Raw genomic sequence first — 19,832 nt, 5'->3', positions numbered from 1 at the left:
TTAGCTGTCTAGGTTCTTTTCGATTAACGCCTTGCTTCGTGAAATGTGTCTTCTCATCAGCAGTTCTGCCAATTCAGGATCACGATTTTTAATCGCGTCTAAAATAAAAAGATGTTCCTTTAACGCTGCCTCAGGACGAGATTGTGTCCGAGGTGATTGATATCGATACATCCTCAACAAGTGGTAAAGCTCATTGCATAGCAAGTTTACTAATTGACTGTTTTGACTGGCTTTGATGATGCGGTAATGGAAGTCAAAATCACCATGCTGGTGGAAATAGGAAGCACCATCCACTTCGTCTATATGCTCTGAGTGTCGGTTTAACAGCGTTTCCAACTCACCAACTTCTTTATCACTGATGTTTTGTGCAGCCAGTCTCGCCGCCATTCCTTCTAGAGCTTCACGAACGGAGTACAACTCCACCAACTTATCTTGAGATAAGGTAATCACGCGCGCCCCTACATGAGGAATTCGTTCAATCAGTCCTAACCCTTCTAGGCGCATAATAGCCTCACGAAGAGGTCCACGGCTCACTTCAAAGCGTTTTGCTAGCTCTGGTTCAGAGATCTTGCTACCTGATTCAATTCTCCCTTCAACAATCTCTTCGATGAGCTGTTCTGTTAAATTTTCAGACTTGGTCGCTTCTTTTAACGGCGCGTCGTCATTCATTACTGGTTCTGCACTCATATCAACGCTCACCTTAGAATTTACTCACATTGTTGACAGTTCTCATTACATGAACATTATTTAAGCAGCTTAATGCCATCAGATCAACAGGATTGTCGACAATGTAGACTAACGTCTAACTTAAAAACCAACGTGTGAACTTTATGAACAAAATTCACCCTATGTTCTTTATCCTCAATATCTGCACTTTATTGATGCATTTGTAACAAGTACGTAACCTTTAGCTAACCCATAGAGGTCAAGTCAGCATCCCTCTGCTGGCAGACAATAAAGTCAACATAAGGAACGTGAACATGTTTAAGGCACTAAAACCGACCCTAGCGGCATCGATTGTGGCAACTACTCTTTCTTTTGGTAGTTATGCTGCAGATCTAGAGAAGATTCATTTCTTAATTCCTGGGGGTGCTGGCGGCGGTTGGGATATGACAGCACGCGGAACAGGTGATGTCTTGGTAAAAGCAGATATTGTCGACAATGTTTCTTTTCAAAACCTGTCAGGTGGTGGCGGTGGTAAAGCAATTGCACACCTAATCGAAACCGCGCAGCGCCAAGAAGACACCTTAATGGTTAACTCTACTCCTATCGTTGTGCGTTCATTGACTGGTGTTTTCCCACAATCATTTAGAGACCTTACACCTGTTGCAGCAACGATTGCTGACTATGGCGCTATTGTTGCTCCAGCAGATTCTCCATACAACACATGGGAAGACGTAGTTGCTGACTTCAAAGAGAACCCTCGTAAAGTCAAAATTGCAGGAGGCTCAGCTCGAGGAAGCATGGACCACCTAGTCGTTGCGGCAGCATTTAAAGGCGAAGGCTTTGATGCGAAAAAGGTACGCTACATTGCCTACGATGCAGGTGGTAAAGCGATGGCCGCTCTTCTATCGGGCGAAACCCAGCTTCTGTCAACAGGTCTTGGTGAAGTGCTAGAAATGTCGAAGTCAGGTCAAGTCAAAGTACTTGCTGTTACTGCACCGAAGCGTCTCGAAGCAGCGCCGAATATTCCAACACTAACCGAGTATGGAAACGAAACTGTCTTTGCTAACTGGCGTGGTTTCTTCGCAGCTCCAGGGGCGAGTGAAGAGAAAGTCAAAGAGTGGACAGAAGCGTTGTCGAAAATGTACTCCACTGATGAATGGGCAGTAGTTCGTGACCGCAATGGTTGGATTGACAACTACAAACCTGATCAAGAGTTTTACCAATTCCTTGAAGACCAAGAAAAGCAGATGGGCGCGCTCATGACTGAACTTGGTTTCTTGAAACAGTAAGCAACACTAAGGAGGGATTTGCTGTTCCCTCCTCTTGCCAATATTTTGCCGTATATGAGACGCAGCTACGAATCCTTCAGTTTGTAATTGCTCTAGCAGTACTCCTTTGTTTATTGGGTAAAAAGACTGTGTCCTGAGTTCTCTTACCCACTTGGTCGACGCTCATCGATCCCTTGTATACGGCCTTTTCTCTTTTCTTTACCTGGAGTGAGTTATGTCAGATTTCACCTCTAAGCTGTTCACGAAAGAAAATCTACTTTCTCGTGATCGTGTAGGTGCGATGATATTTATGATCCTTTGCTTATGCTATGGATACCAGACATCGCTAATCCCAATGTTTCCTGGGGATGAGTACGAACCGTTCACCGCGAGAACGTTACCAAGCATATTAACCGTTGTTGGTATTGTGCTGTCGGTAATTCTTCTTGTCACCGGACAACCTAATGAAAAAAGCGGCGCCGTCACTGATTTCAATTGGAAACTACTGATTGGATTTTTGGTGTTAATGGCCGCATATGGCTTGGGACTAACCTATCTAGGATTTGTCCTCGCTACTGGTTTCTTCTTAATGATTGGGTTCTATTTACTTGGTGAACGTCGTAAGAGCATTTTACTTGGTGCTTCTTTTCCTTTTGTCATCGCTTTTTATCTCATGCTTACGCAAGGACTAGATATTTATCTAGAGCCTGGACTCATCTTCACTCTTTGGTAGGACACCATTATGTTAGACGGAATTTTACAAGGATTATCAACGGCAGTTATGCCGATGAACATCATGATGGTGATTGTCGGTTGTTTTGTCGGTACTTTTATCGGGATGCTTCCGGGTCTGGGCCCTATTTCAGCAATCGCGTTGATGATCCCTATTACTTACGGACTGGATCCCTCTTCTGGCCTAATCCTGATGGCCGGTGTTTACTACGGCGCGGTATTCGGAGGTTCAACCTCATCCATTCTTATTAATGCTCCGGGCTGTTCATCAACTGTTGTTACCGCATTTGATGGTTACCCAATGGCACAGAAAGGCCAAGCAGGTAAAGCGTTAGCTCTCGCAGCCTACTCTTCTTTTACCGGCGGTACACTTTCTGCCATCATGTTGCTGTTCGCAGCCCCCGCCCTTGCCAAAGTTTCATTGAGTTTCCAGTCTTCGGACTACTTTGCGCTGATGCTACTTGGTTTATCTGCGGTTGCGGCATTCGCTGGCAAAGGTCAGGTTATTAAAGCGTGGATGATGGTTGTGCTGGGACTCATGCTATCAACAGTCGGTATCGATAAAGGTGTGGGTGTCGAGCGTTTTACCTTTGGCTTAACTGACTTAATGGACGGATTTAGTTTCCTATTACTTGCGATGGCAACCTTTGCTTTAGGTGAAACCTTGATGGGTATACTTAAGCCAGAAAAAGATACACGCCAAGACGAACAGCGCAAGATGAGCGATATAGGAAGCATGAAGATCACTAAAGAAGAAGTAAAAGAAGTGGCACCTGTCTCTATTCGTTCTTCTATCTTGGGCTTCTTTACCGGTGTCCTTCCTGGCGCAGGCGCAACCATTGCCGCTTTCCTTTCTTATGGTATGGAACGTAACCTTGCGCCTAAAGACAAAAAAGAAGAATTTGGCAAAGGAAGCATTCGTGGCTTGGTTGCACCAGAGTCAGCTAACAATGCAGCATCAAGTGGTTCGTTTGTTCCGCTATTGACGCTCGGTATCCCAGGCTCCGGTACAACTGCAATTATGTTAGGTGCACTGATCGCCTATGGTATTCAACCGGGTCCTCGACTATTCGTTGAACACCCAGACGTGTTTTGGTCAGTCATCATCTCTATGTACTTCGGTAACATCGTTCTAGTTATCTTAAACCTACCGTTGATTCCTTATATTTCTAAGCTACTAGCGGTACCAAGAACGGTATTGTTGCCGATGATCCTATTCTTCTCTATTACTGGGGTGTATTTGGTCTCGTTCAATACCATGGACGTGTTTATCATGCTGCTCGTAGCAATGGCAGCAATCGCACTAAGACTAGCCAACTTCCCATTAGCTCCGTTACTGCTTGGTTTTATTCTTGGCGGATTAATGGAGGAGAACTTAAGACGAGCACTGATGATCAGTGATGGTGAGCTAAGCTTCTTGTGGGAGCGCCCTATCACATTGACGTTTACTGTATTGGCTGTACTAGTACTTGTCGGACCCGCGTTGCTTACGTTGGTTAAAAAATGGTTTTATCAACCCAAGAAAGTTGAATCTTAGGTTCAATATGAATTGATACTTACAGAGCCACTCTATTGAGTGGCTCTTATTTAATTAACAATTCTGGTCGATAATCGTGTAACGGTACTCGCCTTTTTCAGAGTCTGGTTGAGTAACAAGAAGAAAGCAGCCGCCCTCTTTCACAGCTTCAACATTGCGTATTTCTTTACCACCATAGATGACCAACTCACCACCGTCACTAGCACCATTCTGTTTGACATGAAAATTCATGTCTGTATCAAGAAATTGAGCGACGTTGTTTTTAGTATCCAGTTTCAAATGGCCATTGATTAAGTTTACTCTTTTACCATCAATTTTGACGGCTTTATCTCCATTGCGTTCAACGCCATTGATTACGGCCTTGCTATAAACCAATGAGTCCATACCTTTAACCGCAGCTTGAGCGCCTTTCAGCACGCTTACTCGGGCATCACTGGTAAGATTTAAGAACCTTGGTGCGGCACTGACCGCTAAAATGCCAAGAATAACGATAACTACAACAAGTTCGATAAGCGTAAAGCCGTTACGTTTCATGAGGATTTTTCCTTTCTATTGGGCCGAGTTTATTGAATCAAGATCACGATTCGGCCGAATAGTACGAAAAAAGCCCTTTTGTAAAACAACAAAAGGGCTTTAGAAATCCTTTGAAAATCAGATTAAGAGATGATTAACGTATAACTTTACGATAACAGCGCTCTGGGCGTCCGACGGTGCCGTAATTCACGTCAGCTTCCAACTCGCCATTACTAATAAGAAACTCCAAGTATCGCCTTGCTGTTGTTCTGCTCGCGCCAATCATTTCCCCCGCTTCATCGGCGGTAAATGGCTTATCTTCTTTAAACAATGCACGAATTTTCTCAAGAGTCACGCCATCAATCCCCTTGGGTAGTCGAAGCTCAACATTTTTCTCTGCGCTACTAGTTTGCATCATTTCGTCTACTAACGATTGATCCAAACCTTCCACATGATGCAGTTGCTCAGTACGTTTCTGGTACTTTTTCAATGCCGCCTCCAGCCGAGGAAACATAACAGGCTTTAATAAATAATCAATCACACCGCCACGCATCGCCTGTTGCAGAGTTTCAACATCGCGTGCAGCAGTAATCAAAATAACATCACACTCTTGATTCAAACTCCGTAGCCAAGCCAATATTTCTATGCCTGTACCATCAGGCAAATAAACATCGAGCATCACTAGTTCGGGTTCTAATATTTCAAGCTGTATTTCAGCTTCGGCTTTTGATGTCGCCATTCCAACTACTTCAAAACCACCAATTTGCTCTAGGTATCGACGATGCAGTTCTGCGATTTTTAAATCGTCTTCTATTATCATGACTCGTGTTAAGTCACTCATGCTAATCCATCCTTAGGAATATATACCGTCACACGTGCGCCGATATCCTTGTTTTCTACTATTTCCAACTGTCCTTGGTATCTTTCAGTCAATTGTTTGACTAAAAACAATCCCACACCACGATTAGTGACTGATTTACTCGACACTCCGCGTTGCGTTAGCGATTTCACATCGAGATGCTTGGGTAAGCCACACCCCTTATCAATGACTTCTAAAATGATTTCATTACCAAAGTCACTCACCGACACTTCAACGTCTGACCGTTCTAACCGCTCATGAGGAGAGTGCGCAATAGCCGATAATGTTGCTTCAAACGCGTTATCAATTAAATTACCCAAAATGGTCACTAAGTCATCAGCATTTATCTCTTTTGGCAATGGTTCAAGTCGCGACTCATCTTCTACTTTTAATCCTAATCCCAGCTCACGTGCGCGCTCTGTTTTTCCAAGAAGCATACCGGCGATCAACGGGTCTTTAACGGTTTCTCGAAGGAACTCAATTAAGCTCTGATAGTGCTCAGTTTCTTGCCCAATGAGATGCTGCACCGCATCCAATTCCCTCATTTGTACCAATCCACTTATAGTGTTCAACTTGTTTCGATGTTCATGAGTCTGCGAACGTAACAGCTCGGCATAAGCTTTGGTTTGCGATAGCTGTTCAGTCAATTCCGAGATTTCATCGCGCAAACGAAAACTCGACACCGCACCAACGACTTTGCCATCAACAACAATGGGACTGCGATTGGCAACGATACGTTGTTGATTGAGATACAGCTCAATATCATTATCTGACTCTTGGCTTTCGATCAAACTTTGCAGGTCGGAGTTCGGTAATACCTGGTACAACGGTTTGTTCATAACACCCGATTTAGTTAACCCTAAGATCTCACACGCACTGGTATTAATCGAGCGTAATACCCCGTCGGAGTCAATGCTGATAACACCTTCCTTAATGGTGCTCATAGTGACGTCCAACTCGCCATAAAGACGACCGATCTCTTCTGGTTCAAAACCCAATAGTGCTTTTTGAAAACGACGTGAGATAAAGTAAGAAACAATCGCGTTCACAATGAGCACCAGTATTGCCATTCCAAGGAGGAAAGCTAAATAGGGCTCAATACGGTCTTGGAGTCTATCCAATAAGTAGCCGACGGAAACAACACCTATGATATTGCCATCTTTATCAAATACCGCCGCTTTGCCTCGAACTGACTTTCCAAGAGATCCTTCTGCAAACGATACGTAGGTTTGACCATGAATCAGAGCTTGATCATTATCACCCCCTTTCATTGGTAACCCAATTCGCTCATCAATTGGATGGACTAAACGAATGCCTTTCTCGTCACCAATAACAATGAAGGCTGCCCCAATCATCTCAGTAAGTCCACGAAATCGGTTTTGCATTCGGGCAGACGTGTTCTGTTCAATCATATTGATAACAGCACTAGACTGCGCTAAGAATGTTGCGACGCCTTTGGCTTTTAGCCCCATTTCCTGCTCTTGGGACTGCTTGATGTAGCTAAATCCAGCTAATGATAAGACAAGCAACTGCAACAACCCCGAAACCGTCATAATTATGAGCATTCGGTGTCGAAAACTTATCTGGTTCCATTTCATGATAACTCTCCCTAACACCCATACTGTAACAGCGTTGTAACATACGAGCACTCAATTGGGTATCGAACTGTGAAGCACATAATTAATTTACGTAGAATCAGTCAAATAGACGACAAAAGTGCTCTTTGATTCCTACAATTAGAGTGTAAATATTCATGTCAGTTACATGCATATGCAACCGAATATCTGATTATGATCACATCACTTTTAGCTTATTTTTAGAACAATTCAGCCGTTATTCCGTATAGTAAAATTGTTATCTAAAAAGTACCTGAGTCTACTTGCTATTTGTCGACTCAAACGTAACTTTCAAGGTCACTTATAACTAGAAAATAATAAACGAAAACGCAGTAACCCTTGTGCAGAGCGCAAAATACAACGTAAGAAGGAACGTCGTTATGGAACGGGACTGTTTTGGAATTTGCCTTAATCGGGCGCTTCTGTCGAAAAATCGACGCGCTACATTTACTCACGTCAGAGCATATCAAGCGACAAACTCACAAGCATCGGAACTAGAACACGAGGTTTTGGTATCGTTCGCTTCACCACAAATGTCGGGCAGTGAAGTCTTAAAAGAACTGCTTCAAGCAAAAGACCTAATGTGGAGAGCTGGCTACGTTTGTCCATCAAATGATTAAAGTCGTTTGATTTCAAAAAAGCAACGGCACGTAATGTGAAGTTGCTTTTTTAGTATCAGTGACCAAAATATATCGTTTAGCTTCTAAATAACAGACACTTAACCACATAGAGATCAAAAAAACATCTATAGTTAGGTTATTGCACACCATTTTATTAGAGCATATACTCTAATCAATTTATTAACATCATCTGTTTTGGAGCATACATGAAGATAAGGTCCCTACCGCTGGTTGTGGGCGCATTGCTAGGAACGCTTTCTTTCGGTGGCTACTCTGCCGAAGTCTCCTTTGATGAAGCCTGGCAATTGCTTCAACAAAACAATAATTCTCTAGCCGCACAACGAGCCAACGTAGAACGATACGGGCACTTACAAGACGCAAGCGGTAGTTTAAACCTACCTAAGGTCACGGTTGGCGCTAACTACACTCGATTGGATCAAGATGTAACAATTAGTGGCTCGCAATTTGCGGATAGCCTTAGTGGAGTCCCTAACCTACCCGCCGGAGCATTAGGACCGGTCTTAGGACAAGTTGCAAGTGCTCTAGGGGGCATTACTTCCACCATTGAAAACCAAGACATTTTCACCTCTTCAATCCGAGCAGTTTGGCCGATTTTTACGGGTGGTAGAATCACCGCAGCGCAAACCGCCGCCGAGGGTAAAAAAGAAGAGGCTCAAAGCCAGCTTGCAATGGAAGTTCAAGCTCGATACGAAGATCTAAGTAAGTACTATTTTAGTGTGGTGCTCGCGCGCAATGTCGTCGAAACCAGAATGGCGGCAGAAAAAGGGCTAACCAAGCACCGAGACTTCGCAATTAAACTTGAAGAACAAGGACAAATTGCTCGAGTTGAGCGCCTTCAAGCTGAAGCTTCATTAGCCAAAGCGGTGGTGGAGCGCAAAAAAGCACAACACGGCCTAGATATCGCAGAAGCTGCGCTTACCCAAGTTTTGGGGCAATCTGAAACCGTTGAACCTCGTGACCAACTCTTTATCAACGAAAACCTACCACCTCTGGATGCTTTCGTTGATCAAACCCTCAACACCTACCCTGGCCTTTCCATTCTTGATGCGAAAGAGAAACAAGCAAGTAGCTTGATGAAGGCTGAGAAAGGTAAATATTTCCCAGAAGTATACGCCTATGGTGACTATAGTCTGTATCACGGCGATTCATTGGCCGGACAGATGAAGCCAGATTGGCTAGTTGGTATTGGCGTAAGTGTCCCACTTCTTGAGAACACAGGTCGCAGTGAGCAAATGAAAGCGGCTAACAGTGCGGTATCTCAAGTACAATTTTTAAAGAAACAAGCGAAACAAGACTTAAGTGTCTTAGTTGAAAAAACTTACTTAGAAGCGCAGCAAGCACTCGATGAAGTGCAAGGGTTGAATACCAGTATTCAACTTGCAGAAGAGAACCTCAAGCTACGCCAAAAAGCCTTTTCTCAAGGATTAGGCCGCTCTCTAGACGTGGTCGATGCTGAGCTCTATCTTGCCAGCGTCAAGACCCAGCAAGACGCCGCAAGCTTCCAGTACTTACTGTCATTAAATAAATTACTCGCGCTTTCTAGCGAGATGAACAACTTTTCTACGTATAAATATAACGCTATTACCCCAGCTCAACTAAGAACGAAGGATGCATCATGAACAAGGTAAAACCTACTTTACTGACATTAGGTACGATTGCGATTATTGGTTGGGTTGGATACAAATTTTATGATGCCTATCAAACACCTCCATTTCGACTACAAGGGCAAATCGAGTCTCAGCAATATAGCATTTCATCAAAAGTACCAGGTCGAATTGATGAAGTATTAGTGCGAAAAGGTGACGAAGTAGCTGAAGGCCAACTCATTTTCACCATCCATAGCCCAGAAATCGAAGCCAAACTTGAGCAAGCCGTAGCCGGACAGAAAGCTGCGGGAGCGCTTGCCAAAGAAGCGGAGACAGGCGCACGTAAGCAACAGATTCAAGCAGCAGAAGACCAATGGCGCAAAGCAAAAGCCGCTGCAGCATTACTTGAGAAAACGTATCTACGAGTTAACAACCTATATAAAGATGGTGTGGTAGCTGAGCAGAAACGTGATGAAGCCATGACTCAATGGCAAGCGGCCAAATACACTGAAAGCGCAGCATTTCAGATGTACCAGATGACCAAAGAAGGGGCGCGTTCTGAAACAAAATTAGCGGCGGCAGAAAAAGCTCGAATGGCGGAAGGCGCGGTAGCCGAAGTGGAAGCTTATGCAGCTGACACTAAAATCCATTCTTGGTTTGATGGTGAAGTTTCGCAAGTATTGCTGCACAGTGGCGAACTTGCGCCTCAAGGCTTCCCTGTAGTTACGGTTATTGATACCAAAGACACTTGGGCCGTACTGAATGTACGTGAAGATCTTTTAAGCCAGTTCGAGAAAGATAAAGAATTTGATGCTTATTTACCTGCACTTGATGAAACTGTCACCTTTAAAGTGTTCCACGTTGCTGTAATGGGTGACTTTGCTACATGGCGTTCAACTGACGCGACTCAAGGTTTCGATCTTCGCACTTTTGAAGTTGAAGCTCGTCCAGTAGATAAGGATGTACCGCTTCGTATGGGTATGAGTTTAGTGGTAGAAATGTAGGAAGCCATTATGCCTCACTCTTTTCCAACATTAGCTACACGAAGACTCGCGAAAAGTCAGTTTCATAGCCAATGGCAGATACTACGCCATGACAAATGGCTATTATCCTGCCTCACTTGGGTGCCAATATTATTGTGCCTTTCTATCTATTGGATCTTTTCCCAAGGAATCGCCAGCAACTTACCCATCGGCGTGGTTGATCTGAGTAAGAGCCAGTTATCACAAAAGCTAATTCGAAACTACGATGCCACATCGATGTTGAGTGTCAATCATCAGTACGATGACATTGGTCAAGCTCGTGACGCCCTCATAGAGGGCGATATTTACGCAATTTTAACCATACCGTATGGTTTTGATAAAGCGATAGTGAAATCATTACGTCCAGAAGTGACCTTATTCTATAACAGTCAGTATATACTCGTTGGACGCTTGATTAATTCTGCGGCTCTACAAGCACAAGGCACTTTTAATGCTCAAGTTGAAGTTGTCAAAGCTCTAGCAAAAGGCGACACAACAGGCGCTGCAGCCATGGGTAAAGCAGTCAACGTGAGAACTCAGATAACACCGTTGTTCAACAAAGGCACTAACTATGCTCAGTTCCTAGTGAGTGCTATCGTTCCAGCAATTTGGCAAATCGCTGTTGTGTCGTTCACTGTACTGGTGTTGAGTGCAAACTATCGAATCTCCGGACTCGCTCCTTGGTTAGGGCAAGAAAAACCCATATCAAGATTGGCACAGACCTTGTTCCCTTATTTCCTCTGGTTCTTGTTGCAAGGCACTTTCTTTTTAGTGTGGTTTTACGACTTAATTGGATGGCCAATGGAAGGGAGTTGGCTGGTGCTCTTCTTTGCACAGATCGTTACTACGGTCACCTGTATGATAATGGCAGCACTGTTTTTCTTCTTAACTTGCGATGCTGCACGTGCGATGAGTTTTGCTGGAGCATTTACCGCACCTAGTTTTGCATTTATGGGAATTACTTTTCCAGCGACTGACATGAATCCCCTCGCATTATTTTGGCGCGAGCTATTACCAATCAGTCATTATATTGAAGTTCAGGTAAGCCAGGCAAGTTACGGCGTCACTCCACTTCAGTCACTTTCGCACTTAACACCCATGTTAGGTTACGTCATCCCATTGGTAGTAACGTCTGTATTAATTAAAAAACATATGAGTAAGGAGTTAGTAGCATGACGCTGTTAGAACATGTAAAACTCGAACTCAAAGCCATTCTCACCAATCCCGTAGTAGTACTAACGGTATTTGGTGGCGTGATTTTCTATTCGTTTTTATACCCTCTTCCCTACACTCAGCAAACACCAAGAGAACAACCAATCTCTGTAGTCAACTTAGATCTCAGTCAAACCAGCTTTCAATTGGAACGTATGGTCGACGCAACACCAAATGTGAAAGTGGTACAGCGAGACCATACTATTGCAGCAGCGAAAGAGGCTTTTTTAAATGGGGAAGTGTCCGGTATTTTGGTGATTCCTGAGCATTTCTACAAAGACCTTATGTTAGGGAAAAGTCCAGTACTTGCCTACGCCGGCGATGCCGCTTTGTTTTTGGTTTATGGAACCGTGGTTGAGGGTCTAGCGCAAGCTGGCGGGACTTTAGCAGCAAAAGCCAAAGTAACCAAATTGCTCATCGATGGCGTACCTCTGGAACTGGCGAGCAAACAGTATGCTGCGACTCAGCTTAACACCAAGCCTACCTTTAACCCTCGAATGGGATATGTAGACTATGTTGTGCCGGCCGTCTTTGTATTAATCCTTCAGCAAACTCTCGCAATGGCGTCAGGTTTGGTTGGTGGCACGCAACGTCAAGGTAAAGGTTATTGGCGCTCTCAATCAGTATTATCTGTTGTGGCTGTTCGCAGCATTGTGCTTACGCTTATTTACTACCTACTTGGTATGTATTACTTCGGTGCTAGCTTCGAGATGTATGGTATCAGTAAGCTAGCTCACCCCATCGAATTGCTGACTCTAATGTTGCCGTTTTTGCTTACTTCTTGTTTTATTGGCATATTTTTGGGCGCCATTACACCACGAAGAGAACTGGTGACTGTTGTTGTTCTGCTAAGCTCAATGCCTCTGATCTTTTCCGCAGGCTTTATATGGCCAACAGAAATGCTACCAGAGCCCATCAAGTGGTTTGCTGCAATCTTCCCGACGCAAGCAGCAATTAATGGCTTTTTGAAGCTAAATCAAATGGGTGCCGAGTGGTCTCAAATACGTGGGGCATGGACGCAACTTTGGATTCAAGCTTTCGCTTGGGGAAGTCTTGCTGTATACAGCTTCAAGAAATATAGAATCAGCAATGCTGAATAACTGAAAGACAAAATAAAAGGGGCTAATGACATATCATTAGCCCCTTTTATTTTCTTTCGTTGAATTAGCTTCGAACTAGTTCAACCTTTTCTTCGCTTTCACCGGCAGCAGGATCGTTGAACTTATCAATGTTCAATGCGCCTTCCGATTTGGCTACAATACAAGTAACTGCGCTATCACCTGTGATGTTAACTGCGGTACGAATCATATCTAATAGGCGGTCAACACCCATGATTAATGCAATACCTTCTAAAGGTAGACCCACTTGGTTTAGTACCATGGCTAACATGATAAGGCCAACACCAGGAACGCCCGCAGTACCAATTGACGCAAGGGTCGCTGTCAGAATTACCGTCAGGTAATCACCCATGGTTAAATCAATATTAAACGCCTGAGCAATAAACGCAGTTGCCACGCCCTGCATGATCGCAGTGCCATCCATGTTGATAGTAGCACCGAGTGGAATTGTGAAAGACGATACCTTGTTATCTACGCCAAGACGATTTTGAGCCGTTTCCATGGTAACAGGAATAGTTGCGTTAGATGATGCGGTAGAAAATGCAAACATGACAGCATCTTCCATCTTCTTCAAGAAGGTAACAGGACTCAAACCTGTAAATGACTTAAGCATGACACTGTACGTCACCAAGCCATGCAATAGTAATGTGGCCGTTAGAACGAAGAAGTACTCTGCAAGGTTAAAGATGGCGCTTAAACCTAAACCAGTAAACAGCTTAGCCATTAAGAAGAATACACCATAAGGGGCGATGTTCATTAACAAGGCTACCAACTTCATGATCACTTCGTTAAGGTCACGGAACACAGCCGCGATTCGCTCTCCAGGTTCGCCCGCAGCACTAATCGCAATACCGAACAATACAGCAAACACGATAACCTGTAGTGTTTTACCTTCTGCCATTGCGCTAATAGGGTTAGTTGGGAACATGTCAATGATGACCTGCCCTAAAGATGGGGCTTCAGCAGCGGCAAATGAACTAGCGGCAGTAAGGTCTGCACCTGCACCCGGTTGGAACACAGTGCCCATGGTAAGAGCTAAGGTGATCGCAACTGCTGTCGTCGCTACATAAAAAAGAACAGTCTTACCACCTAAACGGCCTAGAGTGGTTACGTCCTTCAAAGAACTCGTACCACAAACTAGCGATACAAAAACCAAAGGTACAACAAGCATCTTCAAGCTGGCGATGAAAATTTGGCCACCAACTTCGAACAAACCATTAACGATGTATGCGTCTACAAATCCGTTCTCAGCAAACAAGCTTCGAATCGCGAAGCCCGTCAAAATACCTGCAACCATACCGATAATCACTCGTGTAGTCAGTGACATTGGTTTTTTGGTATTAGTCATAATTACTCCTTATTTTTATATTGCCTAGAGATGGGGACATCTAAAAGCCGGAGCAGATTAGCAGCTAGACGCTGACGATTAGAATTACAAATTTGTTTTCTGATTCTGCACTGTGACTGGGATCACTCATGTTGTTACACACAGCACGCCGACAAAAACCTTAATGCTACATTTTACCAACAAAACAGCATGCAATATAACACCAATGGCCACAACTAATATTATGTTCTTTTAAAGTTCACATAAGAAATATTAATACCTGACTAGCATCTCAATATACCATCTTAATGAAATAAAAATACCCAGCACATAATTCTGGGTATTTTGAAATGAAAGGTAAATAATCTAAGCCATCAAATAGACACAAGACTCAGTTCGAAAACAACAGCAGTTTCTTCTGGAATCCTAGGGTGTTCATCTTCTTTATAAGCTAAGTGAGCTGGGACATATAAACGCCACGTAGAGCCTAGCTTCATCTGTTTTAGCACGACTAACCAAGAGACAGGAGCCTGATTTAAAGAAATCGTTAGCGGCTCAGGCAGATGTACAGAGCTATCAACTTGACGTCCGTTTAGAAGCCAAGTCTTATGTCTGACCTTACACTGCGTTCCTGACGAGACACTAGCGAGCTCATTCCCCTCTTTTAGTATTTCATACTGAATACCAGAGCTATGGGTTGTTACTTCGCGGCGCTGACCATTCTTTTTGAAAAAAGCTTGTTCAAATTCTGTTTGTTGCTGCTTTAGCTGTTTCTCTGTTTCTTTGCGCTGGTCTTCCATCTGTTGCTTCAATTGCTCATTTTCAGACGGGTCAAATGGCCATTCTTTTTGCATGAATGTGTCCATGATGGCTTCTTGGACAATTTTGATATTCATTTTTGGAAATGATTTTTTGGCAAGCTCCAACGCGATCTCTCGACCGTAGATATAGCTTACTTTTTGTTCTAACGTCTCTATTTCCATCCCAACCTCTCAACAACTAACTCTTGGTCTAATGTTAAGACTTCTTATACAGAAAAAAAGTATGTTACGGATAAAAAGGCTTGATACTGGAAAAAGAAAAGGACCAAGAGGTCCTTTTGCATTGATGATTATGTGAACTTTAGGTCAGTTCATTATCTGGCAGGGAATCGACCACTGGCAAAGTTTGCAACACGTATTGACCAGGCGCACTACCTACTACAGGATATTCTTCATTTCCTGTTGAAAACGGTTCAACTTGCTCTTCCGCGCTAAACTGTTTGAGCCACTCGTTCCAGTGCAGCCACCACGACCCCTTATGGTGTTCTGCATTCCCTATCCACTCTTCTGCGGATTCTTCTAGAGTAGAATTAGTCCAGAAACCATATTTCTCTTTTGCGGGATGATTAACGATACCTGCAATATGCCCTGATTCGCCCAATACGAAAGTTTTGTTCCCACCCATTTTCAACGCACCGCGATAAGTTCCTTGCCAAAGTGCAATATGATCCTCTTTGGTGGAAATAAAGTAACTTGGGATTCGTATCTTATCTAAGTCTATCCACACGCCGCCGATTTTCACACCTTTATCCTGAATCAGCTTGTTTTCAAGGTATAGCTGTCTTAATAGAAAATTATGTGTAGCTGCAGTTACATTAGTGCTATCACTATTCCAGTACAACAAGTCGAAATCTACGGGACTGTTACCCTTAAGGTAATTATCGACATAGTAGTTCCAGTAAAGACTATTTTCTCGAAGCAAGCTAAATGTCACACTGAGTGAGCGACCATCCATATAACCTATGGCGTTATTTTGTAGTTCAATAGCTCTGATGATGGTGTCGTTTATATAAGCTCCTACTTCGCCTGGCTGGCTATAATCAAGCAACGTGGTGAAAAACGACGCTGAGACAATCCGTTTCTTCATACGTTTGGCGGCATAGTACGCCACAGTGGAAGCGAGGACAGTGCCACCAATACAATATCCGGCAGCATTGATCTGATCTTTACCGGTGATCGACTCAATGGCAGAAACTGCTTTGACAACACCGTTAGTCACGTAGTCGCCAAATTCCACCTTAGCTTGAGAAGCGCCAGGATTTCGCCACGACATCATAAATACACTGTGGCCCTGCTCCAGCAACCATTTAACCATCGAGTTTTTCTCACGAAGATCAAGAATGTAGTATTTGTTGATGAAAGGCGGAACGATAAGCAATGGTGTAGAGTTCACCACTTCTGTTACTGGACGATATTGAATCAGCTCAAATAGCTCATTCTGATAGACAACATCTCCAGCCGTATTAGCGACATGTTCACCTATTTGGAATGCTTCAGTATTCGTCATGCGAATTTTCAGCACATCAGCACTTGCTTCGATGTCCTCTTGGAACTGCTGAAGTCCAGCAAGCAAGTTTTCTCCATTTTGCTCAACAGTTAGTTTAAGTAGCTCAGGATTGGTGGCGATGAAATTCGTTGGTGAGAGTGCATTCAACGTTTGTCGGGAGAAAAACGTCAATCGCTCTTTGATTTTCTCATCGACACCTTCCACCGAGTTGATGGTCTCTAAATAAGTCTTACTGAAAAGAACATAGGACTGCTTGATGAAGTTATAAAACGCTTCTTCTTTCCATGCATCATCTTCAAATCGACGGTCGCCTTTTTCTACAGAAACGACGTCTTCTTTACTTGATTGCAGTGCTACTCGCTGCCAAATCTCTAGTTGTTGAGTCCACCATTTAGTTTGCATGTCCAACATAGCAGCGGGTTGCTGTGAGGCCTTATCCATAAAAGCTGCAGTATCTTCTGCGTTGAGTTCCTGCATTGCTTTAGTTAGAGGGCTATTAACGGCTGCCTTGCCTTGCTCGAAGTCTTTCCACCATTGCTGGTTGCTCTCCTGCAGTTTCACAAGGTAGTCCGAAAAGAAGTTTTGAAACATAGTTAAAACCCTTTTCTTGGAAAACAAAAAAGGCTGCGGGAACGAGTGCCCCCGCAACCCTAATAAAAAAACTGAATCATTAAGCTGGTGTGTTAGCTTTTACTGTTTCAGTTGTTAGAGCTTCAATATCTTCTTTGAATTCTTTCGCAACTTGTTGGAGCTTATTACTGTCATCCATCATTTGTTGAGATAGGCGAGACAGTGTATTAAGTTGTTGGCTATTAAAAACAGCAAATGATGACACGTCTTTAATTTCGGAGGCCGCTTTCATTTGGCTTAAACCAAGCTCACTGTACGAACGCATGGCATTAAGTTGCAGTTCAGTTAGAGTCTCTACATTTTTCGTCATCAATTTGTTGAATTTTGCATATGGTTCAAACGTTTTTTCTGACTGTTCATTGAAAACTTTAAAGATATCCGTGTACATGATTATTTCTCCTAGGAAATATATTCCAATTTTATATAACTATCCCATTAATATTTGGGAATCCGACAACACTGTAATGAGCTATTAACAATTACGTTTTTTAAGACTTGCAGTTTTTCAAAAGTACTGCTGTTCCCATACCACCACCCACACATAAAGATGCAACGCCGATATTCTTTTGTTCGCGTAACATTTCATGAATAAGAGTGACAATAATTCTATTACCAGACGCTCCTAATGGATGTCCTAGGGCAATAGCACCACCATTTGGATTAGCTTTTTGTAAAATAGACTCCGCAGACACACCATGCTGCGATGCTAAGTTGCGTATAACCCCTAACGCTTGGGCTGCAAACGCTTCGTTAAGCTCAAACACATCCACGTTTTCTATGGTTAAGTCAGCTTTACTAAGCACTTTAGTCACCGCTTGAACTGGGCCAAGTCCCATTACTTGCGGGTCAATACCAGTTTGAGCGCAGTTAACGACTTCACATAATGGTGTCAACCCTAAGCGTTCAACCGCCGACTCGGAAGCCACAACCAAAGCGCTAGCACCATCATTAATGCCCGACGCATTACCCGCCGTCACTGTACCTTCTCTATCAAATGCAGGCCTTAACTTAGATAAGCCTTGCATGGTCGCGTCTAGTTTGGGGTATTCATCGGTCGAAAATTCGACGCTTTGACGTCGAATTTTCACCTCAACGGGTTGAATTTCATCTATAAACTTCCCTGCTTCAATGGCTGCGGCCGCTTTTTGTTGACTTTGTAGGGCATACGCATCTTGATCGTCACGAGAAATATCGACTTCCTTAGCGATGTTTTCAGCGGTCACGCCCATGTGGTAAGCATTAAAGACATCGGTGAGTCCATCTGAAACGAGAAGATCCTTTGCAGTGATATCCCCCATTTTATGGCCTGAACGTGCCGACGCTGGCATAGCAAACGGGATCTGCGACATAATCTCAACACCAGCAGCGACAACAACTTCTGCCTCGCCTGATTTGATATGTGATGCGGCGTCCATGAGCGTTTTCATTCCGCTACCACATACCATGTTTAGCGTATAAGCAGGAACTTCCGCTGGAATACCTGCATAGATAGAAGCTTGTCGCCCTACCCCCATGCCTTGATTTGCACTCACAACGTTACCGACAATCACTTCATCTATGTCGTTAACAGTTATACCGCAGGCATCGACCGCACCAGCAATCACTTCCGATGCAAGTTTTCCAGCAGTAACGTTCTGTAAGCTGCCACCAAAACTACCGATTGCTGAACGCTTTGCTGCAACAATAAAAACTTTTTCCATTATCTGTTCCCTTGATTACGCCATGTATAGGCCGCCATTGATGGCAACCGTTTCACCTGTGATGTAAGCGGCCTCTTCACTTGCCAAAAATGCTACCGTGGCGGCAACTTCTTCTGGTTTTGCTAGGCGTTTCAGTGGAATGGTGCTTTTAATGGAATCGAGAACGTCTTCACGCATGGCCTCAACCATAGGCGTGCCTGTATAACCAGGTGCAACAACATTTGCTGTAACTCCAGATCTAGCACCTTCTGAAGCAAGCGCTTTGGTAAAGCCAATCATTCCAGCTTTTGCTGCAGCGTAATTCGCTTGGCCAAACTGCCCTTTTTGACCATTTACCGATGAGATATTGATGACACGGCCATTACCTTTTTCACACATAGCCGCGAAAAGAGGTTGCGTCACGTTATAAACACTATTCAGATTAGTGTTGATAACATCAAACCACGCTTCAGCCTTCATTTTCTTAAACTGGCCATCCCTCGTAATACCGGCATTGTTTACGACCAGATCAAATGTCCCTTCTTCTTGCTGAAGTTGATTTAGCTTTTCGTTACACTCCTCAGTATTTGTAACATCAAGTTCAAACAGCCTTACTTGGTCTTCTGTGAAACCCTTGCTGTCGAACCATTCCTTAGCGCATGAATAGTTACCTGTGTTATAGGTAGCAATCAGACGATATCCTTTATCGACAATTGCAGATGATATTGCGGAACCAATTCCGCCTTTTGAACCGGTGATTATTGCGAGCTTCTTCATTAATGACTCCATTCCTAGCAACTAGCATTTAGCTATTTATGTAAAATACTAAATTCTGACGTCCTAATTTGCGTATTTATTATGATGACTGACTTTATTATTGATATTACTGAGCTTTTGTTACGCTTTGACTTATGGATATTAAATTAATGAAATCTTAATATTTAACCACCCTTTAATCGTTGCACGGAGTAGTACTTAGATACTGATCACAATCATGAAATTACTAAATTACATTTTATCCACCCGTTCTCCTTGAAGAAAAAACCCGAATCAATTTTTCAACAAACCTTTTAATAACAGTCACTTTAAATTTATATT

At 43.4% G+C, this 19,832-nt stretch carries 18 protein-coding genes; 8 read left to right on the top strand and 10 right to left on the bottom strand.

Annotation, left to right across the window (positions count from 1 at the left end):
- Positions 1-687, bottom strand: a complete 687-nt coding sequence (locus OH456_RS25200) for a GntR family transcriptional regulator (protein ID WP_006072419.1) — start codon at positions 685-687, stop codon at positions 1-3.
- 293 nt (positions 688-980) lie between these two features.
- Here OH456_RS25200 and OH456_RS25195 point away from each other — a divergent pair, with 293 nt between their 5' ends.
- From OH456_RS25195 to OH456_RS25185, 3 genes are all read left to right on the top strand, one after another.
- Positions 981-1,955 carry a tripartite tricarboxylate transporter substrate binding protein gene (locus OH456_RS25195; protein ID WP_006072418.1) on the top strand — a complete coding sequence of 325 codons (975 nt, stop codon included), beginning with the start codon at positions 981-983 and terminating at the stop codon, positions 1,953-1,955.
- A 214-nt stretch (positions 1,956-2,169) separates the two neighbouring features.
- Positions 2,170-2,667 carry a tripartite tricarboxylate transporter TctB family protein gene (locus OH456_RS25190; RefSeq protein WP_006072416.1) on the top strand — a complete coding sequence of 166 codons (498 nt, stop codon included), beginning with the start codon at positions 2,170-2,172 and terminating at the stop codon, positions 2,665-2,667.
- A 9-nt stretch (positions 2,668-2,676) separates the two neighbouring features.
- Positions 2,677-4,203, top strand: coding sequence for a tripartite tricarboxylate transporter permease (locus tag OH456_RS25185; protein WP_031494770.1), 1,527 nt, complete (start codon positions 2,677-2,679; stop codon positions 4,201-4,203).
- A gap of 54 nt (positions 4,204-4,257) precedes the next feature.
- Here OH456_RS25185 and OH456_RS25180 read toward each other — a convergent pair whose 3' ends face one another.
- The 3 genes from OH456_RS25180 to OH456_RS25170 all read right to left on the bottom strand — a co-directional run bounded on the left by OH456_RS25180 (position 4,258) and on the right by OH456_RS25170 (position 7,173).
- Positions 4,258-4,737, bottom strand: coding sequence for a type II secretion system protein (locus OH456_RS25180; protein WP_270034426.1), 480 nt, complete (start codon positions 4,735-4,737; stop codon positions 4,258-4,260).
- Between the two features lie 133 nt (positions 4,738-4,870).
- On the bottom strand, positions 4,871-5,557 hold the full coding sequence (locus OH456_RS25175; RefSeq protein WP_006072411.1) for a response regulator: 687 nt from the start codon (positions 5,555-5,557) through the stop codon (positions 4,871-4,873).
- Positions 5,554-7,173 (bottom strand): ATP-binding protein, encoded by a 1,620-nt coding sequence (locus OH456_RS25170; RefSeq protein WP_065311721.1) that lies wholly within the window; start codon positions 7,171-7,173, stop codon positions 5,554-5,556. Before OH456_RS25170 ends, OH456_RS25175 begins: the two co-directional genes overlap by 4 nt.
- 398 nt (positions 7,174-7,571) lie before the next feature.
- Here OH456_RS25170 and OH456_RS25165 point away from each other — a divergent pair, with 398 nt between their 5' ends.
- From OH456_RS25165 to OH456_RS25145, 5 genes are all read left to right on the top strand, one after another.
- On the top strand, positions 7,572-7,811 hold the full coding sequence (locus OH456_RS25165; protein WP_031493599.1) for a hypothetical protein: 240 nt from the start codon (positions 7,572-7,574) through the stop codon (positions 7,809-7,811).
- Between the two features lie 206 nt (positions 7,812-8,017).
- Positions 8,018-9,451: a TolC family protein gene (locus OH456_RS25160; protein ID WP_198557785.1), complete on the top strand. Its 1,434-nt coding sequence runs from the start codon at positions 8,018-8,020 to the stop codon at positions 9,449-9,451.
- Positions 9,448-10,422, top strand: a complete 975-nt coding sequence (locus OH456_RS25155; protein WP_006072406.1) for an HlyD family secretion protein — start codon at positions 9,448-9,450, stop codon at positions 10,420-10,422. The genes OH456_RS25160 and OH456_RS25155 overlap by 4 nt, the downstream gene beginning before the upstream one ends.
- 9 nt (positions 10,423-10,431) lie before the next feature.
- Positions 10,432-11,616, top strand: coding sequence for an ABC transporter permease (locus OH456_RS25150; protein ID WP_236110596.1), 1,185 nt, complete (start codon positions 10,432-10,434; stop codon positions 11,614-11,616).
- A complete protein-coding gene (locus OH456_RS25145) occupies positions 11,613-12,752 on the top strand; it encodes an ABC transporter permease (protein ID WP_031493596.1) in 1,140 nt (379 codons plus the stop codon). Before OH456_RS25150 ends, OH456_RS25145 begins: the two co-directional genes overlap by 4 nt.
- Positions 12,753-12,816: 64 nt before the next feature.
- Here the strand turns inward: OH456_RS25145 and OH456_RS25140 are convergent, their stop codons facing one another.
- The 6 genes from OH456_RS25140 to OH456_RS25115 all read right to left on the bottom strand — a co-directional run bounded on the left by OH456_RS25140 (position 12,817) and on the right by OH456_RS25115 (position 19,511).
- Positions 12,817-14,118, bottom strand: coding sequence for a dicarboxylate/amino acid:cation symporter (locus OH456_RS25140; RefSeq protein ID WP_063606768.1), 1,302 nt, complete (start codon positions 14,116-14,118; stop codon positions 12,817-12,819).
- Positions 14,119-14,471: 353 nt separating this feature from the next.
- Positions 14,472-15,080, bottom strand: a complete 609-nt coding sequence (locus OH456_RS25135; RefSeq protein ID WP_006072399.1) for an FKBP-type peptidyl-prolyl cis-trans isomerase N-terminal domain-containing protein — start codon at positions 15,078-15,080, stop codon at positions 14,472-14,474.
- 139 nt (positions 15,081-15,219) lie between these two features.
- Positions 15,220-17,016, bottom strand: coding sequence for a class I poly(R)-hydroxyalkanoic acid synthase (phaC, locus tag OH456_RS25130; RefSeq protein WP_240205860.1), 1,797 nt, complete (start codon positions 17,014-17,016; stop codon positions 15,220-15,222).
- A 79-nt stretch (positions 17,017-17,095) separates the two neighbouring features.
- Positions 17,096-17,443, bottom strand: coding sequence for a phasin family protein (locus OH456_RS25125; RefSeq protein WP_006072396.1), 348 nt, complete (start codon positions 17,441-17,443; stop codon positions 17,096-17,098).
- A 100-nt stretch (positions 17,444-17,543) separates the two neighbouring features.
- Positions 17,544-18,755 carry an acetyl-CoA C-acetyltransferase gene (locus OH456_RS25120; RefSeq protein ID WP_006072393.1) on the bottom strand — a complete coding sequence of 404 codons (1,212 nt, stop codon included), beginning with the start codon at positions 18,753-18,755 and terminating at the stop codon, positions 17,544-17,546.
- Positions 18,756-18,770: 15 nt separating this feature from the next.
- Complete coding sequence (locus tag OH456_RS25115; protein WP_006072390.1) at positions 18,771-19,511, bottom strand: SDR family oxidoreductase; 741 nt, start codon at positions 19,509-19,511, stop codon at positions 18,771-18,773.
- Between the last annotated feature and the right edge of the window lie 321 nt (positions 19,512-19,832).

Origin of the sequence: Vibrio sp. La 4.2.2, from assembly GCF_027586995.1 — a bacterium.
In the GTDB taxonomy this organism is placed as follows: domain Bacteria; phylum Pseudomonadota; class Gammaproteobacteria; order Enterobacterales; family Vibrionaceae; genus Vibrio; species Vibrio mediterranei.
The sequence above is the reverse complement of the archived record's forward strand: the minus strand, read 5'-3'. Positions and strand labels throughout refer to the sequence as shown.